Here is a 16,914-nt window from a genome sequence, read left to right on the forward strand (position 1 = left end):
CATGGATCTGGTACTTGACTTGCTCGCGACGGTTTCCCGCTGGAGCCGCAGCCACCTCTCGGAAATCTCCCTGGCCCTGGTCGGCTGTCTGCTGGTGCTGTTCGGCACCGATATCAAGGGCTGGGTTGAACAGCGCCTGGGCGGCCTGGCCGGTGCGCTGCGCGTGCCGTTCATGGCATTGCTGGTGATGATCGGCAGTGGCGCCGCGCTGATCTATGCCACGCCATGGGTGGTGAAGGGTCTGGGACAGTTCAACAACTATGCGCTGGCACCGGTGTTGCTGGTGGTACTGGTGTTGATTGGCGTTGTGGCGGATCGCCGGGGTTGAGGCTGCTAGAAGCTGCCCCGGAAGACCGGGGCAGCCCAACCACCTGGCGGCTCAGCGTACCAAGCAAACGCTTCATAAGCCTTGGCCTCCGTGTTGGCGGGCCAATCTTCCAGCATCTAACCGGTACTTCGATGCCTTCGAAAACTGTGCAGAGTTCTCAGTGAATTGGCCAGGTTGATGGCCCTTCGAAGAAATTCACCGGCATGGTTCTCAGGCCATGTCGAAGGGCCCGATCAGCCGATCAATCCACCTTCTCGAACTTCAAATCCCACACCCCATGCCCCAAGCGCTCGCCACGGCGTTCGAACTTGGTGATCGGACGCTCTTCCGGACGCGGTACATAGGTGCCGTCAGCAGCACGGTTGCGATAGCCGGGCGCTGCGCTCATCACTTCCAGCATGTACTCGGCATAGGGCTCCCAGTCGGTCGCCATGTGGAACACGCCACCGGGTTTGAGCTTGCGCCGTACCAGCTCGGCGAACTCCAGCTGCACGATGCGGCGCTTGTGGTGGCGCGCCTTGTGCCAAGGGTCCGGGAAGAACAGCATCAGCCGGTCGAGGCTGTTATCGGCCACGCAGCGGTTGAGCACTTCGATGGCATCGCAGTCATACACCCGCAGGTTCTTCAGGCCCTGGGTCAGCACGCCGTTGAGCAGCGCGCCCACACCTGGACGGTGCACTTCGACACCGATGAAGTCCTGTTCCGGGGCGGCAGCGGCCATCTCCAGCAGCGAGTGACCCATGCCAAAGCCGATCTCCAGCGTACGCGGTGCCGTGCGGCCGAAGACCTGGTCGTAGTCGACCGGGCTGTCGGTCAGCGGCAGGATGAACAGCGGCCCCCCCTGGTCGAGGCCACGTTGCTGGCCTTCGGTCATGCGCCCTGCACGCATCACGAAGCTCTTGATGCGGCGGTGGTGGCGCTGGTCGCCGTCGGCGGGAATCGGCGTATCTTGCGAGTCAGTCATCGGGGGCTCTTACTTGATCAGACCATCCAGCGGCGAAGAGGCGCTGGCGTAGAGTTTTTTCGGCATCCGGCCGGCGAGGTAGGCCATGCGGCCGGCGACGATGGCATGCTTCATGGCTTCGGCCATCAGCACCGGCTGCTGGGCATGGGCGATGGCCGAGTTCATCAGCACGGCCTCGCAGCCCATTTCCATGGCGATGGTGGCGTCGGAGGCAGTGCCGACACCGGCATCGACCAGCACCGGCACCTTGGATTCCTCGAGGATGATCTGCAGGTTGTAGGGGTTGCAGATACCCAGGCCGGTGCCGATCAGGCCGGCCAGCGGCATCACCGCGATGCAGCCGGCTTCGGCCAGCTGACGGGCGATGATCGGATCGTCACTGGTGTAGACCATCACGTCGAACCCGTCCTTGACCAGCACTTCGGCGGCCTTGAGGGTTTCGATCACGTTGGGGAACAGGGTCTTCTGGTCGGCCAGGACTTCCAGCTTGACCAGGTTGTGGCCATCGAGCAGCTCGCGGGCCAGGCGGCAGGTGCGCACGGCCTCGACCGCGTCGTAGCAGCCGGCGGTGTTGGGCAGGATGGTGTAGCGGTCAGGCGGCAGCACGTCGAGCAGGTTCGGCTCGCCCGGGTTCTGGCCCAGATTGGTACGGCGCACGGCGACAGTGACGATTTCGGCACCCGAAGCCTCGATGGCCAGGCGGGTTTCTTCCATGTCACGGTATTTGCCGGTGCCTACCAGCAGGCGCGACTGGAAAGTGCGCCCGGCCAGGGTGAAGGGCTTGTCGCTACGAACGTTGCTCATCGTTGTTCCTCGGGAAAAGGTTACGGGACTTGCGGGTGAATCGCCGGGACGGATCAACCGCCACCGATGGCATGGACCACTTCGACCTGGTCGCCCTCGTTCAATAGGGTGCTGTCGTGCTGGCTACGCGGCACGATGTCCAGGTTCAGTTCCACCGCCACGCGGCGCCCGGTCAGCTCCAGGCGGGCCAGCAAGGCCGCGACGCTTTCGCCAACAGGCAATTCGTAAGGTTCACCGTTCAGTTGAATGCGCATGCGCACGGCCACCATTGTACTTTGGGGCACGCATTCTAGCCCCGATCAACCCTTGAACCCAAGGGCGACGGGCACCATTAGTCGCGAATGTGGACCGGGCGGTCAGCCCAGTCGCCAGGCTGCCAGGCCCAGGCACAGCCAACCGGCCAGGAAGCAGAGCCCACCGAAAGGCGTGATCATGCCAAGCTTGCCCAGGCCACTCAGGGTCAGCAGATAAAGGCTACCGGAGAACAGGACGATACCGACCGCGAACAGACCACCGGACCAGGCCACCAGGCGTCCAGGCAAGTGCACCGATAGCACCGCCACCGCGAGGATCGCCAGGGCATGCACCAGTTGGTAGGTGACGCCGGTGTGGAACACCGCCAAGTAGTCGGCACTGAGCCGGCTTTTCAGGCCATGGGCGGCGAACGCGCCGAGCGCGACACCGGTGAAGCCGAAAAACGCGGCGAGCATCAGGAAGCTGCGAAGCATGGGACGACTCCTTGGAACGGGTCTGTATAATGGCCCCTTCCACCGGTCCGGCCAAGCCATTGCCATGCTGTCATCCCTTTTCCGCCGATTCGTCCGCGTCCTGCTCTGGTTTGCCGCCGCGAGCATCGTGCTGGTCCTGGTGTTTCGCTGGGTACCGCCGCCAGGTACGGCCCTGATGGTCGAACGCAAGGTGGAATCTTGGGTCAGCGGCGAACCGATCGACCTGCAACGCGACTGGGAGCCCTGGGACAACATCTCCGATCAGCTCAAGGTGGCGGTCATTGCCGGCGAGGACCAGAAATTCGCCAGCCATTGGGGCTTCGACATCCCAGCGATTCAGGCAGCGCTGGCCTACAACGAGCGTGGCGGCAGTATCCGCGGTGCCAGCACCCTGACCCAGCAGGTGGCCAAGAACCTGTTCCTGTGGTCGGGTCGCAGCTGGTTGCGCAAGGGCCTGGAAGCGTGGTTCACCGTACTGATCGAGCTGTTCTGGTCCAAGGAACGGATCCTCGAGGTGTACCTCAACAGTACCGAGTGGGGCAAAGGCGTGTTCGGCGCCCAGGCCGCGGCTCGCTATCACTTCGGCATCGATGCCAGCCGCCTGAGCCGCCAACAGGCCGCGCAGCTGGCAGCAGTGCTGCCCAATCCGATCAAGTGGAGCGCCAGCCGGCCGAGTGCCTACGTCGCCAGCCGGGCCGGCTGGATTCGCCGACAGATGAGCCAGTTGGGTGGGCCGAGCTATCTGATGCAACTGGATGCTTCGCGCCGGCCTTGAGGGCGAGTGCAGCGTAAGCTTGGAGTTGTAGCGGCGCTCGATCTCAACAACGCAGCAACCCTCAAGACGAGTATAAAAAAACCGCCGCCCCGTCTCCGAGCCAGCGGTTTTCCAATCCCACCAAACTAGATCAAACCGCGATCAACGCCTTGACCTTGTTCATCGCGTTCTTTTCCAACTGACGGATACGCTCAGCCGACACACTGTATTTGTCCGCCAACTCGTGCAGCGTGGCTTTCTCCTCGGCCAACCAACGCTGGTAGAGAATATCGCGGCTGCGCTCGTCCAGACCCTGGAGCGCTTCGTGCAGGTTGCTGGTGGAGTTGTCGCTCCAGTCGGCGTCCTCCAGCTGCGTTGCCGGATCGTAGCGATGGTCTTCCAGGTAGTACGCCGGCGATTGGAACGCGCTGTCGTCGTCCGCCTCGGCGGCCGGGTCAAACGCCATGTCCTGGCCGCTCAGGCGGCTTTCCATCTCGCGCACTTCGCGAGGCTCGACGCCCAGGCTTTCCGCCACGCGATGGACTTCGTCGTTGTTCAGCCAGGCCAGACGCTTCTTCTGACTGCGCAGGTTGAAGAACAGCTTGCGCTGGGCCTTGGTGGTAGCGACCTTGACGATACGCCAGTTGCGCAAGATGAATTCGTGGATTTCCGCCTTGATCCAATGCACGGCGAAGGAAACCAGGCGCACGCCCATCTCCGGGTTGAAGCGCTTGACGGCTTTCATCAAGCCGACGTTGCCTTCCTGGATAAGGTCGGCCTGAGCCAGGCCATAGCCGGCATAGCTGCGTGCAATGTGCACGACGAAACGCAGGTGGGCCATTACCATTTGCCGAGCGGCCTCAAGATCCTGCTCGAAATAGAGACGCTCGGCCAGTTCACGCTCCTGCTCGACCGTCAGCAGCGGGATGCTGTTGACCGTGTGCACGTAGGCCTCCAGGTTCGCACCGGGGACCAGGGCATAGGCAGGTTGCAACGAAGTGGTCATTCAAGAACCTCCGACTCACTAGACTCGTGCCTTGTGGGCACTGCCAACATAGACCTTGAACCACTGTACAAGTTCCGAGTGGTTCACAAGATGAAAAAAAGTCAATGCTGGCAAAGAAAACTATCGTGGCGCCAACTCGTTCAGGTGTCGGGCTACCGCGATCCATGCACCGATATACCCCAACAAGACCGCTCCGATCAAGAGAGAAAGACCATCGGAGGCCGGCACCCCGCCCAGGGCGAAATCACTGTTGTACAACCCCGAAAGCCCTACCACTGCTTCGTTCAGCCAGTTCAGTCCGAACGCCAGGATCCCCCAGGCCAGCAAGCCCGCGCCCAGGCCGTACAGAGCGCCCATGTACAGGAAAGGCCGGCGTACGTAGCTGTCGGTGCCGCCGACCAGCTTGATGACTTCGATCTCGGTACGCCGGTTCTCGATGTGCAGGCGAATTGTGTTACCAATTACTAAAAGCAGCGCTGAAATCAGCATCACCGCCAGGCCAAAGACGAACCGATCACCCAACTTGAGTATGGCGGCCAGACGCTCGACCCAGACCAGATCCAGTTGCGCCACCTCGACCCGCGGCAATTCAGCCAAGCGCTGACGCAATGCCTCCAGGGCCGGCTTGTCCACCTCGGTTGGAGTCACCACCACCACGCCAGGCAGCGGGTTGTCGGGCAGTTCACGCAGGGCTTCGCCCAGACCCGACTGTTGCTGGAACTCCTCCAGCGCCTGCTCGCGGCTGACGTACTGGGCGTCAGCCACGCCCGGCATACCCTTGATCTCGTCACGCAGTGCCTCACCTTCGCGGCTGCCCGCGTCAAGCTTGAGGTACAGCGAGATCTGCGCCGCCCGCTGCCAGGAGCCGCCGAGTTTCTCGACATTCTTCAGCAGCAGCGAAAGGCCCATGGGCATGCTCAGGGCAACCGCCATCACCAGACAGGTGAAGAAGCTGCCGATCGGCTGCTTGCCCAGGCGCCGCAAGCTGTCGGCCAGACTGGCGCGATGGCTTTCCAGCCAGGCGTGCAGCAGTGTGCGGAAGTCCGGGCCGTCGTCGTCATGGTCGCCGCGTTTTTTCTTCGCCGGCTGTGGGTCCGCAGGCTTGGGCGCGACGCGCTCGGAAACCTTGGGTGTACGTGTAGTGCTCATTGCCCGGCCTCCCCATCGCCGATCAGACGACCGCGCTGCAGGGTCAGCATGCGGTGGCGCATGCGCGCAATCAGTGCCAGGTCATGACTGGCGATCAGAACCGTGGTGCCGAGGCGATTGATGTCCTCGAACACACCCATGATTTCCGCAGCCAGGCGCGGATCGAGGTTGCCGGTCGGCTCGTCCGCCAGCAACAAGGCCGGCTGATGGACGATGGCGCGGGCGATACCGACCCGCTGCTGCTGGCCCGTGGACAGGTCCGCGGGGAACAGCTCGCCCTTGTCGGCCAGCGATACGCGCTCCAACGCCGAATCCACGCGTTTGGTGATCTCGGCCTTGGACAGGCCGAGAATCTGCAGCGGCAGCGCGATATTGTTGAATACCGTGCGGTCGAACAGCAGTTGGTGGTTCTGGAACACCACGCCAATCTGCCGGCGCAGGAACGGGATCTGTGCATTGCTGATCTGACCCAGGTCCTGCCCGGCCAGCATCAGCTTGCCGCTGGTCGGTCGCTCCATGGCCAGCAGCAGGCGCAACAAGGTGCTCTTGCCGGCGCCCGAATGCCCGGTGACGAACAGGAATTCGCCCCGACGCGCCCGGAAACTCAGCTCATGCAAGCCGACATGGCCGTTGGGATAGCGCTTGGCAACCTGTTCGAATCGGATCATGGGTGCTCCCGCTCGGCAAACAAGGCTTTGACGAAAGGTTCGGCCTCGAACGTGCGCAGGTCATCGATGCCCTCGCCCACGCCAATGAAGCGGATCGGCAACTTGAACTGCTTGGCCAGGGCGAAGATCACCCCGCCCTTGGCGGTGCCATCCAGCTTGGTCAGCGCCAGGCCCGTCAATTCGACGCTCTGGTTGAAGTACTTGGCCTGGCTGATGGCGTTCTGACCGGTGCCGGCATCGAGCACCAGCAGCACCTCATGGGGCGCCTCGGCGTCCAGTTTGCCGATCACTCGGCGCACCTTCTTCAGCTCCTCCATCAGGTTGTCCTTGGTATGCAGGCGTCCGGCGGTGTCGGCGATCAGCACATCGATGCCCCGGGCCTTGGCGGCCTGCACGGCATCGAAGATCACCGAAGCGGAGTCGGCGCCGGTGTGCTGGGCGATCACCGGGATCTGGTTACGCTCGCCCCATACCTGCAGCTGCTCGACCGCGGCAGCGCGGAAGGTGTCTCCGGCGGCGAGCATGACTTTCTTGCCTTCGAGCTGCAGCTTCTTGGCCAGCTTGCCGATGGTGGTGGTCTTGCCGGCGCCGTTCACGCCGACCACGAGGATCACGTAGGGCTTGTTCTGCGCCTCGACCTTCAGCGGCTGTTCGACCGGACGCAGCAGCGCGGCCAACTCTTCCTGCAGCGACTGGTACAGCGCGTCGGCGTCGGCCAATTGCTTGCGGGCGACCTTCTGGGTCAGGTTCTGGACGATCGCGGAAGTGGCCTCGACGCCGACGTCGGCAGTCAGCAGACGAGTCTCGATCTCGTCGAGCAGGTCGTCATCGATGACCTTCTTGCCCAGGAACAGGCTGGCCATACCTTCGCCGATGCTGGCGCTGGTCTTCGAAAGGCCCTGTTTCAGGCGGGCGAAGAAGCCCAGCTTGGACTGTTCGGCGCTGGCCGGAGCTGCGGCAACAGGTGCTACCGGCTCTGGCGCCGGCCGCTCGGGGATGGCCGGCGGGGCCTTGGGTTCGAGGTCCGGGACCAGGGCGACGGGCTCTTCGGCAACGGGCAGGACCAGGTTGCTGACGGGCGCCTCGACGGGCTGGGCTTGCGGGGGCTGCGCGGCCTCTGGGACGGTCGCTATCGGCGCAGGGCACGGTGGCTCTGCTGCGGCGGGCGGCGCAGCCGCCGGCAAGCCGGTGTCTACAGGGGCCGGGGCCGGCTCCGAAGGCGGCACAGGCTCTGGTGCTGTGGAGGCTGCAGGGACCACCGGCGCGGGGGCAGCAGGCACCTCCACTGGCTCAGCCGGGGCCGGCGCAGGCTGGGGATCGACCTGCGGCGCTACCGGCTCTGCGGGTTGCGTGTCAGGGGCTTGTGGCTGTTCGGCGACAGGTTGCTGCGGCTTCTTGCGAAACCAGCTGAACAGGCCTTTTTTCTCGCCAGCCTCGGCCGGCGCTTTTTTGTCGTCGTTGGAACCAAACATGGAAGACGGCTATCTCAGGGTAGCGATGGGCCAGCATTGGCGCATCAGGAATTCTCTAAACGCAGAACAGACTATTTTGAATCCGGCTGGTTCATGCGCAATGTTTTGTCGTAGGGTCCTGTGGGCCAGAACGGCGACAGGCATGGTCGCCAGGCAACCGGATCAGTATCCTAGCACCTCCTGGCCCGCCGACGCTAAACCCTGCGGGCCGCCGAACAGGTCAAACACCGTATGAATGCTCTAGCCCGCCGCGCCGCTGGCCTGCTGCTCAGCACGCTCTGCCTGCCACTGGCCGCCTTCGCCGCCGATGTGCAGCCGACCCACGAATTCATTCTCGACAACGGCCTCAAAGTGGTCGTACGCGAGGATCACCGCGCCCCGGTCGTGGTTTCGCAGATCTGGTACAAGGTCGGCTCCAGCTACGAAACGCCCGGGCAGACGGGCCTGTCCCACGCCCTGGAGCACATGATGTTCAAGGGCAGCGCCAAGGTCGGCCCCGGCGAAGCCTCGCGCATCCTGCGCGACCTGGGCGCAGAGGAGAACGCTTTCACCAGCGACGACTACACCGCCTATTACCAGGTGCTAGCCCGTGACCGCCTGCCCGTCGCCCTGGAGTTGGAGGCCGATCGACTGGCCAGCCTGCGCCTGCCGGCCGACGAGTTCAGCCGCGAAATCGAGGTCATCAAGGAGGAGCGCCGCCTGCGCACCGACGATCAGCCGAGCGCCAAGGCCTTCGAGCTGTTCCGCAGCATGGCCTATCCGGCCAGCGGCTACCACACACCGACCATCGGCTGGATGGCCGACCTCGAGCGAATGAAGGTCGAAGAGCTGCGTAACTGGTACGAATCCTGGTATGCGCCGAACAATGCGACCCTGGTGGTGGTCGGCGATGTCACCGCCGACGAGGTCAAGGGCCTGGCCCAGAAGTACTTCGGCGCCATCCCGAAACGCGCCGTACCGCCGGCCAAGCTGCCGCTGGAACTGGCCGAGCCCGGTAACCGTCTGCTCACGCTGCATGTCCGCACTCAACTGCCGAGCCTGATCTACGGCTTCAACGTGCCGGGCCTGGCCACCGCCAAGGACCCCAGCACCGTACATGCCCTGCGCCTGATCTCGGCACTGCTCGACGGCGGCTACAGCGCGCGCATGCCGGCACGCCTGGAGCGCGACCAGGAGCTGGTGGCCGGCGCTTCGTCGAGCTACAACGCCTTCACCCGTGGCGACAGCTTGTTCATGATCTCGGCCACGCCGAACGTGCAGAAGCACAAGACCCTGGCCGATGTCGAAAAAGGCATCTGGCAGTTGCTCGATGAGCTCAAGACCACACCGCCGAGCAGCGAAGAGCTGGAGCGGGTGCGTGCCCAGGTGATCGCCGGGCTGGTCTTCGACCGCGACTCCATCAGTAGCCAGGCCACCACCATTGGCCAACTGGAGACGGTCGGCCTGTCCTGGAAGCTGATCGACAGTGAGCTGGACGAGCTCAAGCGCGTGACGCCGCAGGACATCCAGAATGCCGCGCGCACCTACTTCACCCGCGAACGCCTGAGCGTTGCCCATGTATTGCCCGAGGAGTCCGCTCATGAGTGATCGCAGCGCACCACGCTACACCCTGATCGGCGCTGGCATCATCGCCCTGGTGGTGGCCTTGGCCGCCGTGCTGGCACGCCCGGTCCACGCCGAAGCCGAGACCAGCGCCGCGCGCCCGGCCAATACCTTGCAGTCGCTGGCCGAGCTGGACGGCAAGACGCCCAGCCGGCGCCAGTTGAACATCCAGAACTGGACCACAGCCGAAGGTGCCCGCGTACTCTTCGTCGAGGCTCGCGAGCTGCCGATGTTCGACCTGCGCGTGACCTTCGCCGCCGGCAGCAGCCAGGATGGCGCCACGCCAGGCCTGGCCACCCTGACCAACGCCATGCTCAACGAGGGGGTGGCCGGCAAGGACGTGACCGCCATTGCCGAAGGTTTCGAAAGCCTGGGCGCGGACTTCGGCAACGGCTCCTACCGCGACATGGCGATTGCCTCGTTGCGCAGCCTGAGCGCCAAGGACAAACGCGAACCGGCGCTCAAGCTGTTCGCCGAGGTGGCCGGTAAGCCGACCTTTCCCGAAGACGCGCTCAAGCGCATCAAGAACCAGCTGCTGGCCGGTTTCGAGTACGAAAAACAGAACCCTGGCAAGATCGCCGGCAAGGCGCTGTTCGCCAAGCTCTATGGCGACCACCCCTACGCCCACTCCAGCGACGGCACCGCCGAAAGCATCCCGGGCATTACCCTGGAACAACTGCGCGCCTTCCACGCCAAGGCCTACACCGCTGGCAACGCGGTCATCGCCCTGGTTGGCGATCTCAGCCGCAGCGAAGCCGAGGCCGTCGCCGCCCAGGTCTCCGCCGCCCTGCCCAAGGGCCCTGCACTGGCCGCGCCAGCCGAGCCGGTCGAGCCCAAACCGGGTATGACCCACATCGACTTTCCGAGCAAACAGACCCACCTGATGCTCGCTGAGCTGGGCATCGATCGCCAGGACCCCGACTGGCCTGCCCTGTCCCTGGGCAACCAGATCCTCGGCGGTGGCGCCTTCGGCACTCGGCTGATGAGCGAAGTGCGGGAAAAACGCGGCCTGACCTATGGCGTATACTCGGCATTCAGCCCCATGCAGGTTCGCGGCCCGTTCATGATCAACCTGCAGACCCGTGCCGAACTCAGCGAGGGCACGCTGAAGCTGGTCCAGGAGATCCTCGCCGAGTACCTGAAGAACGGTCCGACCCAGCAGGAACTCGACGATGCCAAGCGTGAGCTGGCCGGCAGCTTCCCGCTGTCCAACGCCAGCAATGCCAGCATCGTCGGCCAGTTAGGTGCCATCGGTTTCTACAACCTGCCACTGACCTGGCTGGAAGACTTCATGCAGCAATCCCAGGCGCTGACCGTCGACCAGGTCAAGGTCGCGATGAACAAGCACCTGGCTGCCGACAAGCTGGTGATCGTCACCGTCGGCCCGAAAGTGCCGCAGAAACCGCTGCCGGCCCCCACTGACAAACCCGCCGAGCAACCGCTCGGCGTACCGGAGCACTAATGCCCAGATCCACCCCTCCCGCCCGCCCGCAAGCCGGCCAAAGCAAGGGCCAGGGCCACCTACGCATCATCGCCGGTGAGTGGCGCAGCCGCCGCCTGGCGGTACCGGACGGCGAAGGCCTGCGGCCGACGCCTGATCGCGTGCGCGAAACTCTGTTCAACTGGCTGGCGCCGTACATCGAAGGGGCGCGGGTGCTGGATGCCTTCACCGGCAGTGGCGCCCTGGTGCTCGAAGCGCTGTCGCGCGGCGCAGAAGATGCGGTGGCCCTGGACAGCAACCCGGCGGCCATCGCCAATCTGAAGAACAACCTCGAGATCCTCCGCTGTCCACGCGGCCAGATCCTTCAAACCGACGCCCTGCGCTACCTCCAGGGCCCGGCCAAGCAGCAGTTCGATCTGGTGTTCCTCGACCCGCCATTCCACCAAGACCTGCTGGCCGACACCTGCGGCCTGTTGGAGCAGAACGCCTGGCTGCGTGAGCAAGCCTGGATCTACACCGAAAGCGAAGCGGCACCGTCGAGTCTGGCGATGCCGGGCAACTGGCGTCTGCATCGCGAGAAAAAGACCGGGCAGGTGCATTACGCCTTGTGGCACAGAGATTGATCGGGCCGATGGCCACGAGTTGAAGACTTAACTACCGCCATTGCACCTCGGGCATGGCTGAAGCTGCTCCTTCCGATTCATCCAGGAGCAGTTCAGCCATGCCCGACACCTCACGTGCGCAATTCTCATTGCAGCACTTCACCCTGGCCAATGGCCTCAAGGTCTATCTGCGCGAAGATCATCGCGCCCCGCTGGTCAGCGTCCAACTCTGGTACCACGTGGGTTCCAGCTACGAGCCCGAGGGTCACAGCGGGTTATCCCACGCCCTTGAGCATCTGATGTTCGAAGGCAGCAGCAAACTGGCCGCGGGCGAATACTTCCAATTGATGTCGCGTCTCGGTGGCGATCCCAATGCCTATACCTTCTCGGACGCCACGGTCTATCCCGTCACCTTGCCTGCCAGCCGTATGGAGGTCGCCCTTGAAGCCATGGCCGATGCGATGGCCACGGCGACACTGAGCGAAGCACCGTTCGAGCGCGAACTCGCCGTCGTCATGGCAGAGCGCCGGGTAGATGTCGACAACAAACCTTTTGCCGTCGCTGTCGAGCAACACAAGCTGCTGGCCCACGGCAGGAGCGGCTACGCCACACCAACCCGCGGTTTCCGAGAAGACCTGCAGCAGCTGGCTCAGGCCGCGGCGCTTAGCTGGTACCAGCGCTGGTATCACCCCAACAACGCCACACTGGCGGTGGTTGGCGCCGCGCACCCGGCGCAATTGCGCACGCTGGTAGAGCGTCACTTCGGCGCGATTCCCGCTCATCCCCTGCCCATCGCGCCACTCCCTCGACACGACCAGACGCTGACCCGCCGCACGCAATCGGTGCGCATCGAGGGCCTGCGCGAAGGCCTGATCATGAGTTTCAACTGCCCTAGCCTGGCCACCGCTGATGACCCGACCCAAGCCCAGGCGTTGCGCCTGATCCCCGAACTGCTCACCCAGGGCGCCTCCGCACGACTGCAGCGCTCGATGGTCGCGGAACAACCGCTGCTGCAAGGCGTGAAAGGCGGCTATGACCTGCTGCTTCGCGGCGACGGCCTGCTGACATTTAGTGCCTTCAACGACCCCGCCAAAGCCACGCCGGAGCAGGCTCAGGAACAATTGCTGCGGGAAATCAGCGCGCTTCGCCTGACGCCGCCCACAGCAGCAGAACTCCAGCGGGCCAAAGCCCAGCTGATGGCGAAAGAGGTGTTTGCCCGGGATGACATCGCCAAACAAGCCGACATGTTGGGCCGCATGGCCGCCTGTGGCCTCGACCCAACCGAACTGGAGTTCGAGACAACGATGATCGAGGGCCTGACCGACGTGCAAGTCTGCCAAGCCGTAGAAGCCTTCCTGAGCGACGACCGCCTGACGACCACTTTCATGAGTGGCATGGAGAGCCATGATGAATGACATGACCCGTTTGACTTCCCTCCAAGGGCTGGACCTCAACCACCTGGAACCTGTCGATACCCACGTGCAGACCTGGACGACCGAGGCCGGTACACGCGTCCAGTTCGTCGAAGCGCGAGGGCTGCCCGTCGTCGATCTGGTCCTGCGCTTTGGCGCCGGAGTCGTCCAGGACACCGACAAATCGGGCTTGGCTGCGCTGACGCTGTACATGCTCGATGAAGGCAGCGATGGGCTCACCGCGAGCGAGCATGCGGTGGCCCTGGAGCGCCTGGGCGCAGAAGTCAGCAAGGAGGTGCGCCTGGAAGAAGCCGTGCTGAGCTTGCGCAGCCTCAGCCAGCGGACCTTGCTCGACCCTGCCCTGGCACTGTTCGGCGCAATGGCCGCTAAGCCTGACTTTTTGCCGGCCGCGCTGGAAAAAGTGAAGTCGCAGACGCTCGCATATACCGCCTCACGCCTCAGAAACCCCATCGTGCAGGCACGCTCCGCGGCCTTCGGCTATCTATTCGATGGCCACCCCTATGGCAACCCGAACGGCACCACGCCGGAGGGAATCGAAGCCGTCACGGTAGACGACCTCAGGGCCTTCCACCGCAGAGCTTATAGTGCCAGCAACCTGCAAATGACTCTGGTGGGTGACCTATCCACTACCGAGGCCAAGGCCATTGCCCACCGCATCAGCCAGACTTTGCCACAGGACTGGACAGCCCTACCTCCGCCAGCAGTGGCCGAAGTCCCTGCCATGACGTTGCATGTCGAGCGACCCGGCGCGAGCAATTGCGTGCTCCTCGCATTGCCCATGAACGTTCCGGCAAACGATCCGCAATTCCTGGCCATGGTGCTGGCGAGCGAGATCCTGACCTCAGGCCTGGACTCCAGGCTGATGACCGAACTGCGTCAGCGCAGGGGGCTGACCTATGACGTGAGTTCGAAGATCTCGGCGATGCGTTCAGGCGGCGTGTTCATGATCGAATGGGACATCGCCTCGGACCTGGTAGAGGCCAGCAAGACACTGGTCGGCACGCTGTTGCAACGGTTCATCGATGAAGGACCCACCGAGGCGGAACTGGAACAGGCTCGGCACCAGTTGGCTGGCGAGCTGCTGCGTAACGTTGCCCAGAACAAACGACTCGCCGGTTTGTTGTCGGTCACCGCCAGGCAGCGCCAACCAGAGGGCTATCTGAACGGCTACAACGCCATGCTGAACGGTCTCACCACGGGCGCAGTACGGGAAACCCTCAGGCGCAGGCTCGACCTGCGCCAGGCGGTGTGGGTAAGCGTGGGGCCAACCGTCGATCAGCAACCGCTGCCGGAACTGCCCGACACCGACTAATGGGTACAGACACAGGAGCGGTATTTCGTGGCACTCTAGACAGGCACAACACGAGTCGCCCAGCATGCCCAGTCTTACCGCCAGCTTCCGCCCGGCCACCGGCCTGTCCAATCCTCACCTGCAGACCCTGTGGGGACCGTTGTGGCGCAAGCTGCCGACGCTCGAACGCAACCGCGAGCGCCTATGGCTGGCCGATGGCGACTTCCTCGACCTGGACTGGCATGGGCCGCATCAGCCCGGCTCGCCCTTGGTGATGATCCTGCATGGTCTCACCGGCTCTTCCCATTCGCCCTATGTCAAAGGCTTGCAGCAATCGCTGCAGGCCCGCGGCTGGGCGAGTGTGGCTGTGAACTGGCGCGGCTGTTCGGGTGAACCGAACCTGTTACCACGCAGCTATCACTCTGGCGCCAGCGAAGACCTGGCCGAAGTCGTCGCCCACCTGCAAGCCCAGCGGCCCATGGCCCCACTGTATGCCGTGGGCTATTCGCTGGGCGGCAACGTGCTGCTCAAGTACCTGGGTGAAAGCGGTACGGCCAGCGGGTTGGAGGCGGCCGTGGCGGTGTCGGTGCCGTTTCGCCTGGATCTATGCGCCGACCGCATTGGCCAGGGCTTTTCCAAGGTCTACCAGGCACATTTCATGCGAGAAATGCTTGCTTATGTGCAGGTCAAGCAGCGTCACTTCCGTGACCAGGGGCACCACGAACGGCTGGCCACCCTGGACCGCCTTGGACCCTTGCGCAACCTGCGGACGTTCTGGGATTTCGACGGCAAGGTGACAGCCCCGCTCAATGGTTTCGCCGATGCCCAGGACTACTATCGCCGCTCGTCGAGCCGCTATTTCCTGGGGCAGAACCGCACACCGACACTGATCATTCAATCCGCCGACGACCCTTTCGTTTCCAGCCACAGCCTGCCAACGACCAACGAACTGGCGCCAAGGACGCAGCTAGAGTTGCATGCGCGCGGCGGCCACGTGGGCTTCGTCGAGGGCAGCCTGCGCAATCCGAGCTATTACCTGGAGCGGCGAATTCCGCAGTGGCTGGTCGAAGGCAGTTAAACCCTTCAGCCTGGGCTACTCTCCAATGGCCACGCCATGCTGCGGATCATTGATCCACTCGCTCCACGACCCGGCATACAGCCGGCCCAGCGGGTAGCCTGCCAGTGCCAAGGCGAACAGGTTGTGGCACGCCGTCACCCCGGACCCGCAGTACGCCACCAGCTGCTCGGGCGCACGCCCGGCCAATAGCTGGGCAAAGCGCTGCTTGAGCGCTTCTGGCGCCAGGAAGCGCCCATCCGAACCGAGATTGTCGGTGAATGTCGCGCATTGGGCGCCGGGAATGTGTCCTGCCACTGGATCGATGGGCTCCACCTCGCCGCGAAAACGTGGCAACGCCCGCGCATCGACCAGGGTCAACTCGGCGCTGCCCAGGCGCTTGGCCAAGTGCTCCGCATCGATCAACAGCCTGGGGTCCGGCTCGCCCTCGAAGCTACCCTCGCGTTTGGCCGGCGGATCCAGGCTCAGCGGCAGATGGGCAGCGTGCCAGGCCTTGAGACCTCCATCGAGGATCGCCACACCGCTGCGCTTGCCCAGCCAGACCAGCAACCACCAGGCACGGGCAGCGAAAGCGCCGGGGCCATCGTCGTACAGCACCACCTCACTGTCGTCGTCCACACCCCATTCGCGCAGGCGTTCGACCAGTCGGCGCGCATCCGGCAGCGGATGGCGGCCGGTCCTGCCCTTGCTCACCGGGCCGCTCAGGTCACGTTCCAGGTCGGCGAAATGCGCCCCGGCGATGTGCCCCTCGGCATAGCTGCGCTGGCCGTAGTCGGCATCCTCCAGGGCAAAACGACAATCGAGGATCACCAGCTTGGGCGAGTCCAGACGCTCGGCCAGCTGTTGCGGGGTGATCAATTGCGCAAGGGGCATGACAGTCTCCTGATCGATGGCACGGTGACCCTGGCCTAGTGCTCCAGGGCCTGATTGAACGGAACGTGGAATTCTTCGCAGAGCGTTTCCACGGCACCGCGGGCATTGGCGGTGACGAAGCCGAGCTCCAGCACCAATACCTGATAGACACCGCGCTTGAAGGCTTCTTCCCCCAAGTGCGCCGAATGCTCGCGGGTGGTGCTGAGAAAACGTACCCATGAGGTCAGGACGATCCAGGCATTGATGGTCAGCGACTCGATCTGCGCCGGCTCCATGGCCAGGATCCCGGCCTCGACGAAACCACGGTAGATCGCCTGGCCCTGGCGCAGGCAGCGCTCGGAAAAACGCCGATAACGGGCAGCCAGCTCGGGGTCGCTGTCGAGCAGATGTTCCAGGTCGCGGTGCAGGAAACGGTAGTTCCACATCGCCGCGAGCAACGCCTTGAGGTAGAAACGCTTGTCCTCGACAGTGGCCGCGCGCCCCTGCGGCGGACGCAGAAAGCTGTCCACCAGCGCTTCGTACTGGCTGAACAGCAAGGCGATGATCGCCTGCTTGTTGGGGAAGTGGTAGTACAGGTTGCCGGGCGACATTTCCAGGTGCGCGGCGATGTGATTGGTGGTGACGCTCCGCTCGCCCTGCTGGTTGAACAGCTCCAGGCTGTTGTGCACGATGCGCTCGCGGGTCTTCATGCGCGGGGCCATGCTCAGCTCCCAATCTGCAGGCT

The 16,914-nt window shown here is 63.9% G+C and carries 18 protein-coding genes; 8 read left to right on the top strand and 10 right to left on the bottom strand.

Translation table 11 applies throughout. From position 1 onward, the window contains the following. The first annotated feature begins 1 nt into the window (after window position 1). Window positions 2–328, top strand: a complete 327-nt coding sequence (locus E2H86_RS04300; protein WP_133325057.1) for a DUF3392 domain-containing protein — start codon at window positions 2–4, stop codon at window positions 326–328. Between the two features lie 241 nt (window positions 329–569). Here the strand turns inward: E2H86_RS04300 and trmB are convergent, their stop codons facing one another. From trmB to E2H86_RS04320, 4 genes are all read right to left on the bottom strand, one after another. Further along, window positions 570–1,292, bottom strand: coding sequence for a tRNA (guanosine(46)-N7)-methyltransferase TrmB (gene trmB, locus E2H86_RS04305; RefSeq protein WP_133325059.1), 723 nt, complete (start codon window positions 1,290–1,292; stop codon window positions 570–572). Window positions 1,293–1,301: 9 nt separating this feature from the next. Then, entirely contained in the window at window positions 1,302–2,096 is a 795-nt protein-coding gene (locus tag E2H86_RS04310) for a thiazole synthase (RefSeq protein WP_008092966.1), read from the bottom strand. Between the two features lie 53 nt (window positions 2,097–2,149). After that, window positions 2,150–2,350, bottom strand: coding sequence for a sulfur carrier protein ThiS (gene thiS / locus E2H86_RS04315; protein WP_133325061.1), 201 nt, complete (start codon window positions 2,348–2,350; stop codon window positions 2,150–2,152). 102 nt (window positions 2,351–2,452) lie between these two features. After that, window positions 2,453–2,824, bottom strand: coding sequence for a DUF423 domain-containing protein (locus E2H86_RS04320; protein ID WP_133325063.1), 372 nt, complete (start codon window positions 2,822–2,824; stop codon window positions 2,453–2,455). A 64-nt stretch (window positions 2,825–2,888) separates the two neighbouring features. Between E2H86_RS04320 and mtgA the strand changes: the two genes are divergently transcribed. After that, on the top strand, window positions 2,889–3,599 hold the full coding sequence (mtgA, locus tag E2H86_RS04325; protein WP_133325065.1) for a monofunctional biosynthetic peptidoglycan transglycosylase: 711 nt from the start codon (window positions 2,889–2,891) through the stop codon (window positions 3,597–3,599). A gap of 130 nt (window positions 3,600–3,729) precedes the next feature. Here the strand turns inward: mtgA and rpoH are convergent, their stop codons facing one another. From rpoH to ftsY, 4 genes are all read right to left on the bottom strand, one after another. Further along, the gene (rpoH, locus tag E2H86_RS04330; protein ID WP_133325067.1) at window positions 3,730–4,584 is read right to left on the bottom strand and encodes an RNA polymerase sigma factor RpoH; all 855 of its coding nucleotides are present in this window, start codon (window positions 4,582–4,584) and stop codon (window positions 3,730–3,732) included. A gap of 120 nt (window positions 4,585–4,704) precedes the next feature. Further along, window positions 4,705–5,733, bottom strand: a complete 1,029-nt coding sequence (gene ftsX / locus E2H86_RS04335; RefSeq protein ID WP_133325069.1) for a permease-like cell division protein FtsX — start codon at window positions 5,731–5,733, stop codon at window positions 4,705–4,707. Beyond that, a complete protein-coding gene (gene ftsE, locus E2H86_RS04340) occupies window positions 5,730–6,401 on the bottom strand; it encodes a cell division ATP-binding protein FtsE (protein ID WP_133325071.1) in 672 nt (223 codons plus the stop codon). The genes ftsX and ftsE overlap by 4 nt, the downstream gene beginning before the upstream one ends. Further along, the gene (gene ftsY, locus E2H86_RS04345; protein ID WP_133325073.1) at window positions 6,398–7,873 is read right to left on the bottom strand and encodes a signal recognition particle-docking protein FtsY; all 1,476 of its coding nucleotides are present in this window, start codon (window positions 7,871–7,873) and stop codon (window positions 6,398–6,400) included. Before ftsY ends, ftsE begins: the two co-directional genes overlap by 4 nt. A 231-nt stretch (window positions 7,874–8,104) precedes the next feature. On the opposite strand from ftsY, the gene E2H86_RS04355 reads away from it, so the two are divergent. The 6 genes from E2H86_RS04355 to E2H86_RS04380 all read left to right on the top strand — a co-directional run bounded on the left by E2H86_RS04355 (window position 8,105) and on the right by E2H86_RS04380 (window position 15,320). Continuing rightward, window positions 8,105–9,460 (top strand): M16 family metallopeptidase, encoded by a 1,356-nt coding sequence (locus E2H86_RS04355; protein WP_133325077.1) that lies wholly within the window; start codon window positions 8,105–8,107, stop codon window positions 9,458–9,460. Further along, window positions 9,453–10,937 carry a M16 family metallopeptidase gene (locus E2H86_RS04360; RefSeq protein ID WP_133325079.1) on the top strand — a complete coding sequence of 495 codons (1,485 nt, stop codon included), beginning with the start codon at window positions 9,453–9,455 and terminating at the stop codon, window positions 10,935–10,937. The genes E2H86_RS04355 and E2H86_RS04360 overlap by 8 nt, the downstream gene beginning before the upstream one ends. Continuing rightward, on the top strand, window positions 10,937–11,539 hold the full coding sequence (gene rsmD / locus E2H86_RS04365; protein WP_133325081.1) for a 16S rRNA (guanine(966)-N(2))-methyltransferase RsmD: 603 nt from the start codon (window positions 10,937–10,939) through the stop codon (window positions 11,537–11,539). Before E2H86_RS04360 ends, rsmD begins: the two co-directional genes overlap by 1 nt. A gap of 98 nt (window positions 11,540–11,637) precedes the next feature. Further along, entirely contained in the window at window positions 11,638–12,933 is a 1,296-nt protein-coding gene (locus E2H86_RS04370) for a M16 family metallopeptidase (RefSeq protein WP_133325083.1), read from the top strand. Beyond that, the gene (locus E2H86_RS04375; RefSeq protein ID WP_243744026.1) at window positions 12,926–14,263 is read left to right on the top strand and encodes a M16 family metallopeptidase; all 1,338 of its coding nucleotides are present in this window, start codon (window positions 12,926–12,928) and stop codon (window positions 14,261–14,263) included. The genes E2H86_RS04370 and E2H86_RS04375 overlap by 8 nt, the downstream gene beginning before the upstream one ends. Before the next feature lie 64 nt (window positions 14,264–14,327). After that, entirely contained in the window at window positions 14,328–15,320 is a 993-nt protein-coding gene (locus tag E2H86_RS04380) for a hydrolase (protein WP_133325087.1), read from the top strand. Between the two features lie 15 nt (window positions 15,321–15,335). On the opposite strand, the gene E2H86_RS04385 is transcribed toward E2H86_RS04380, so the two are convergent. Beyond that, a complete protein-coding gene (locus E2H86_RS04385; RefSeq protein ID WP_133325089.1) occupies window positions 15,336–16,190 on the bottom strand; it encodes a sulfurtransferase in 855 nt (284 codons plus the stop codon). A 35-nt stretch (window positions 16,191–16,225) separates the two neighbouring features. Further along, window positions 16,226–16,891: a TetR/AcrR family transcriptional regulator gene (locus tag E2H86_RS04390; protein WP_133325091.1), complete on the bottom strand. Its 666-nt coding sequence runs from the start codon at window positions 16,889–16,891 to the stop codon at window positions 16,226–16,228. Between the last annotated feature and the right edge of the window lie 23 nt (window positions 16,892–16,914).

The sequence above is a fragment of the Pseudomonas putida genome (genome assembly GCF_004357765.1).
GTDB classification, from domain to species: domain Bacteria; phylum Pseudomonadota; class Gammaproteobacteria; order Pseudomonadales; family Pseudomonadaceae; genus Aquipseudomonas; species Aquipseudomonas putida_U.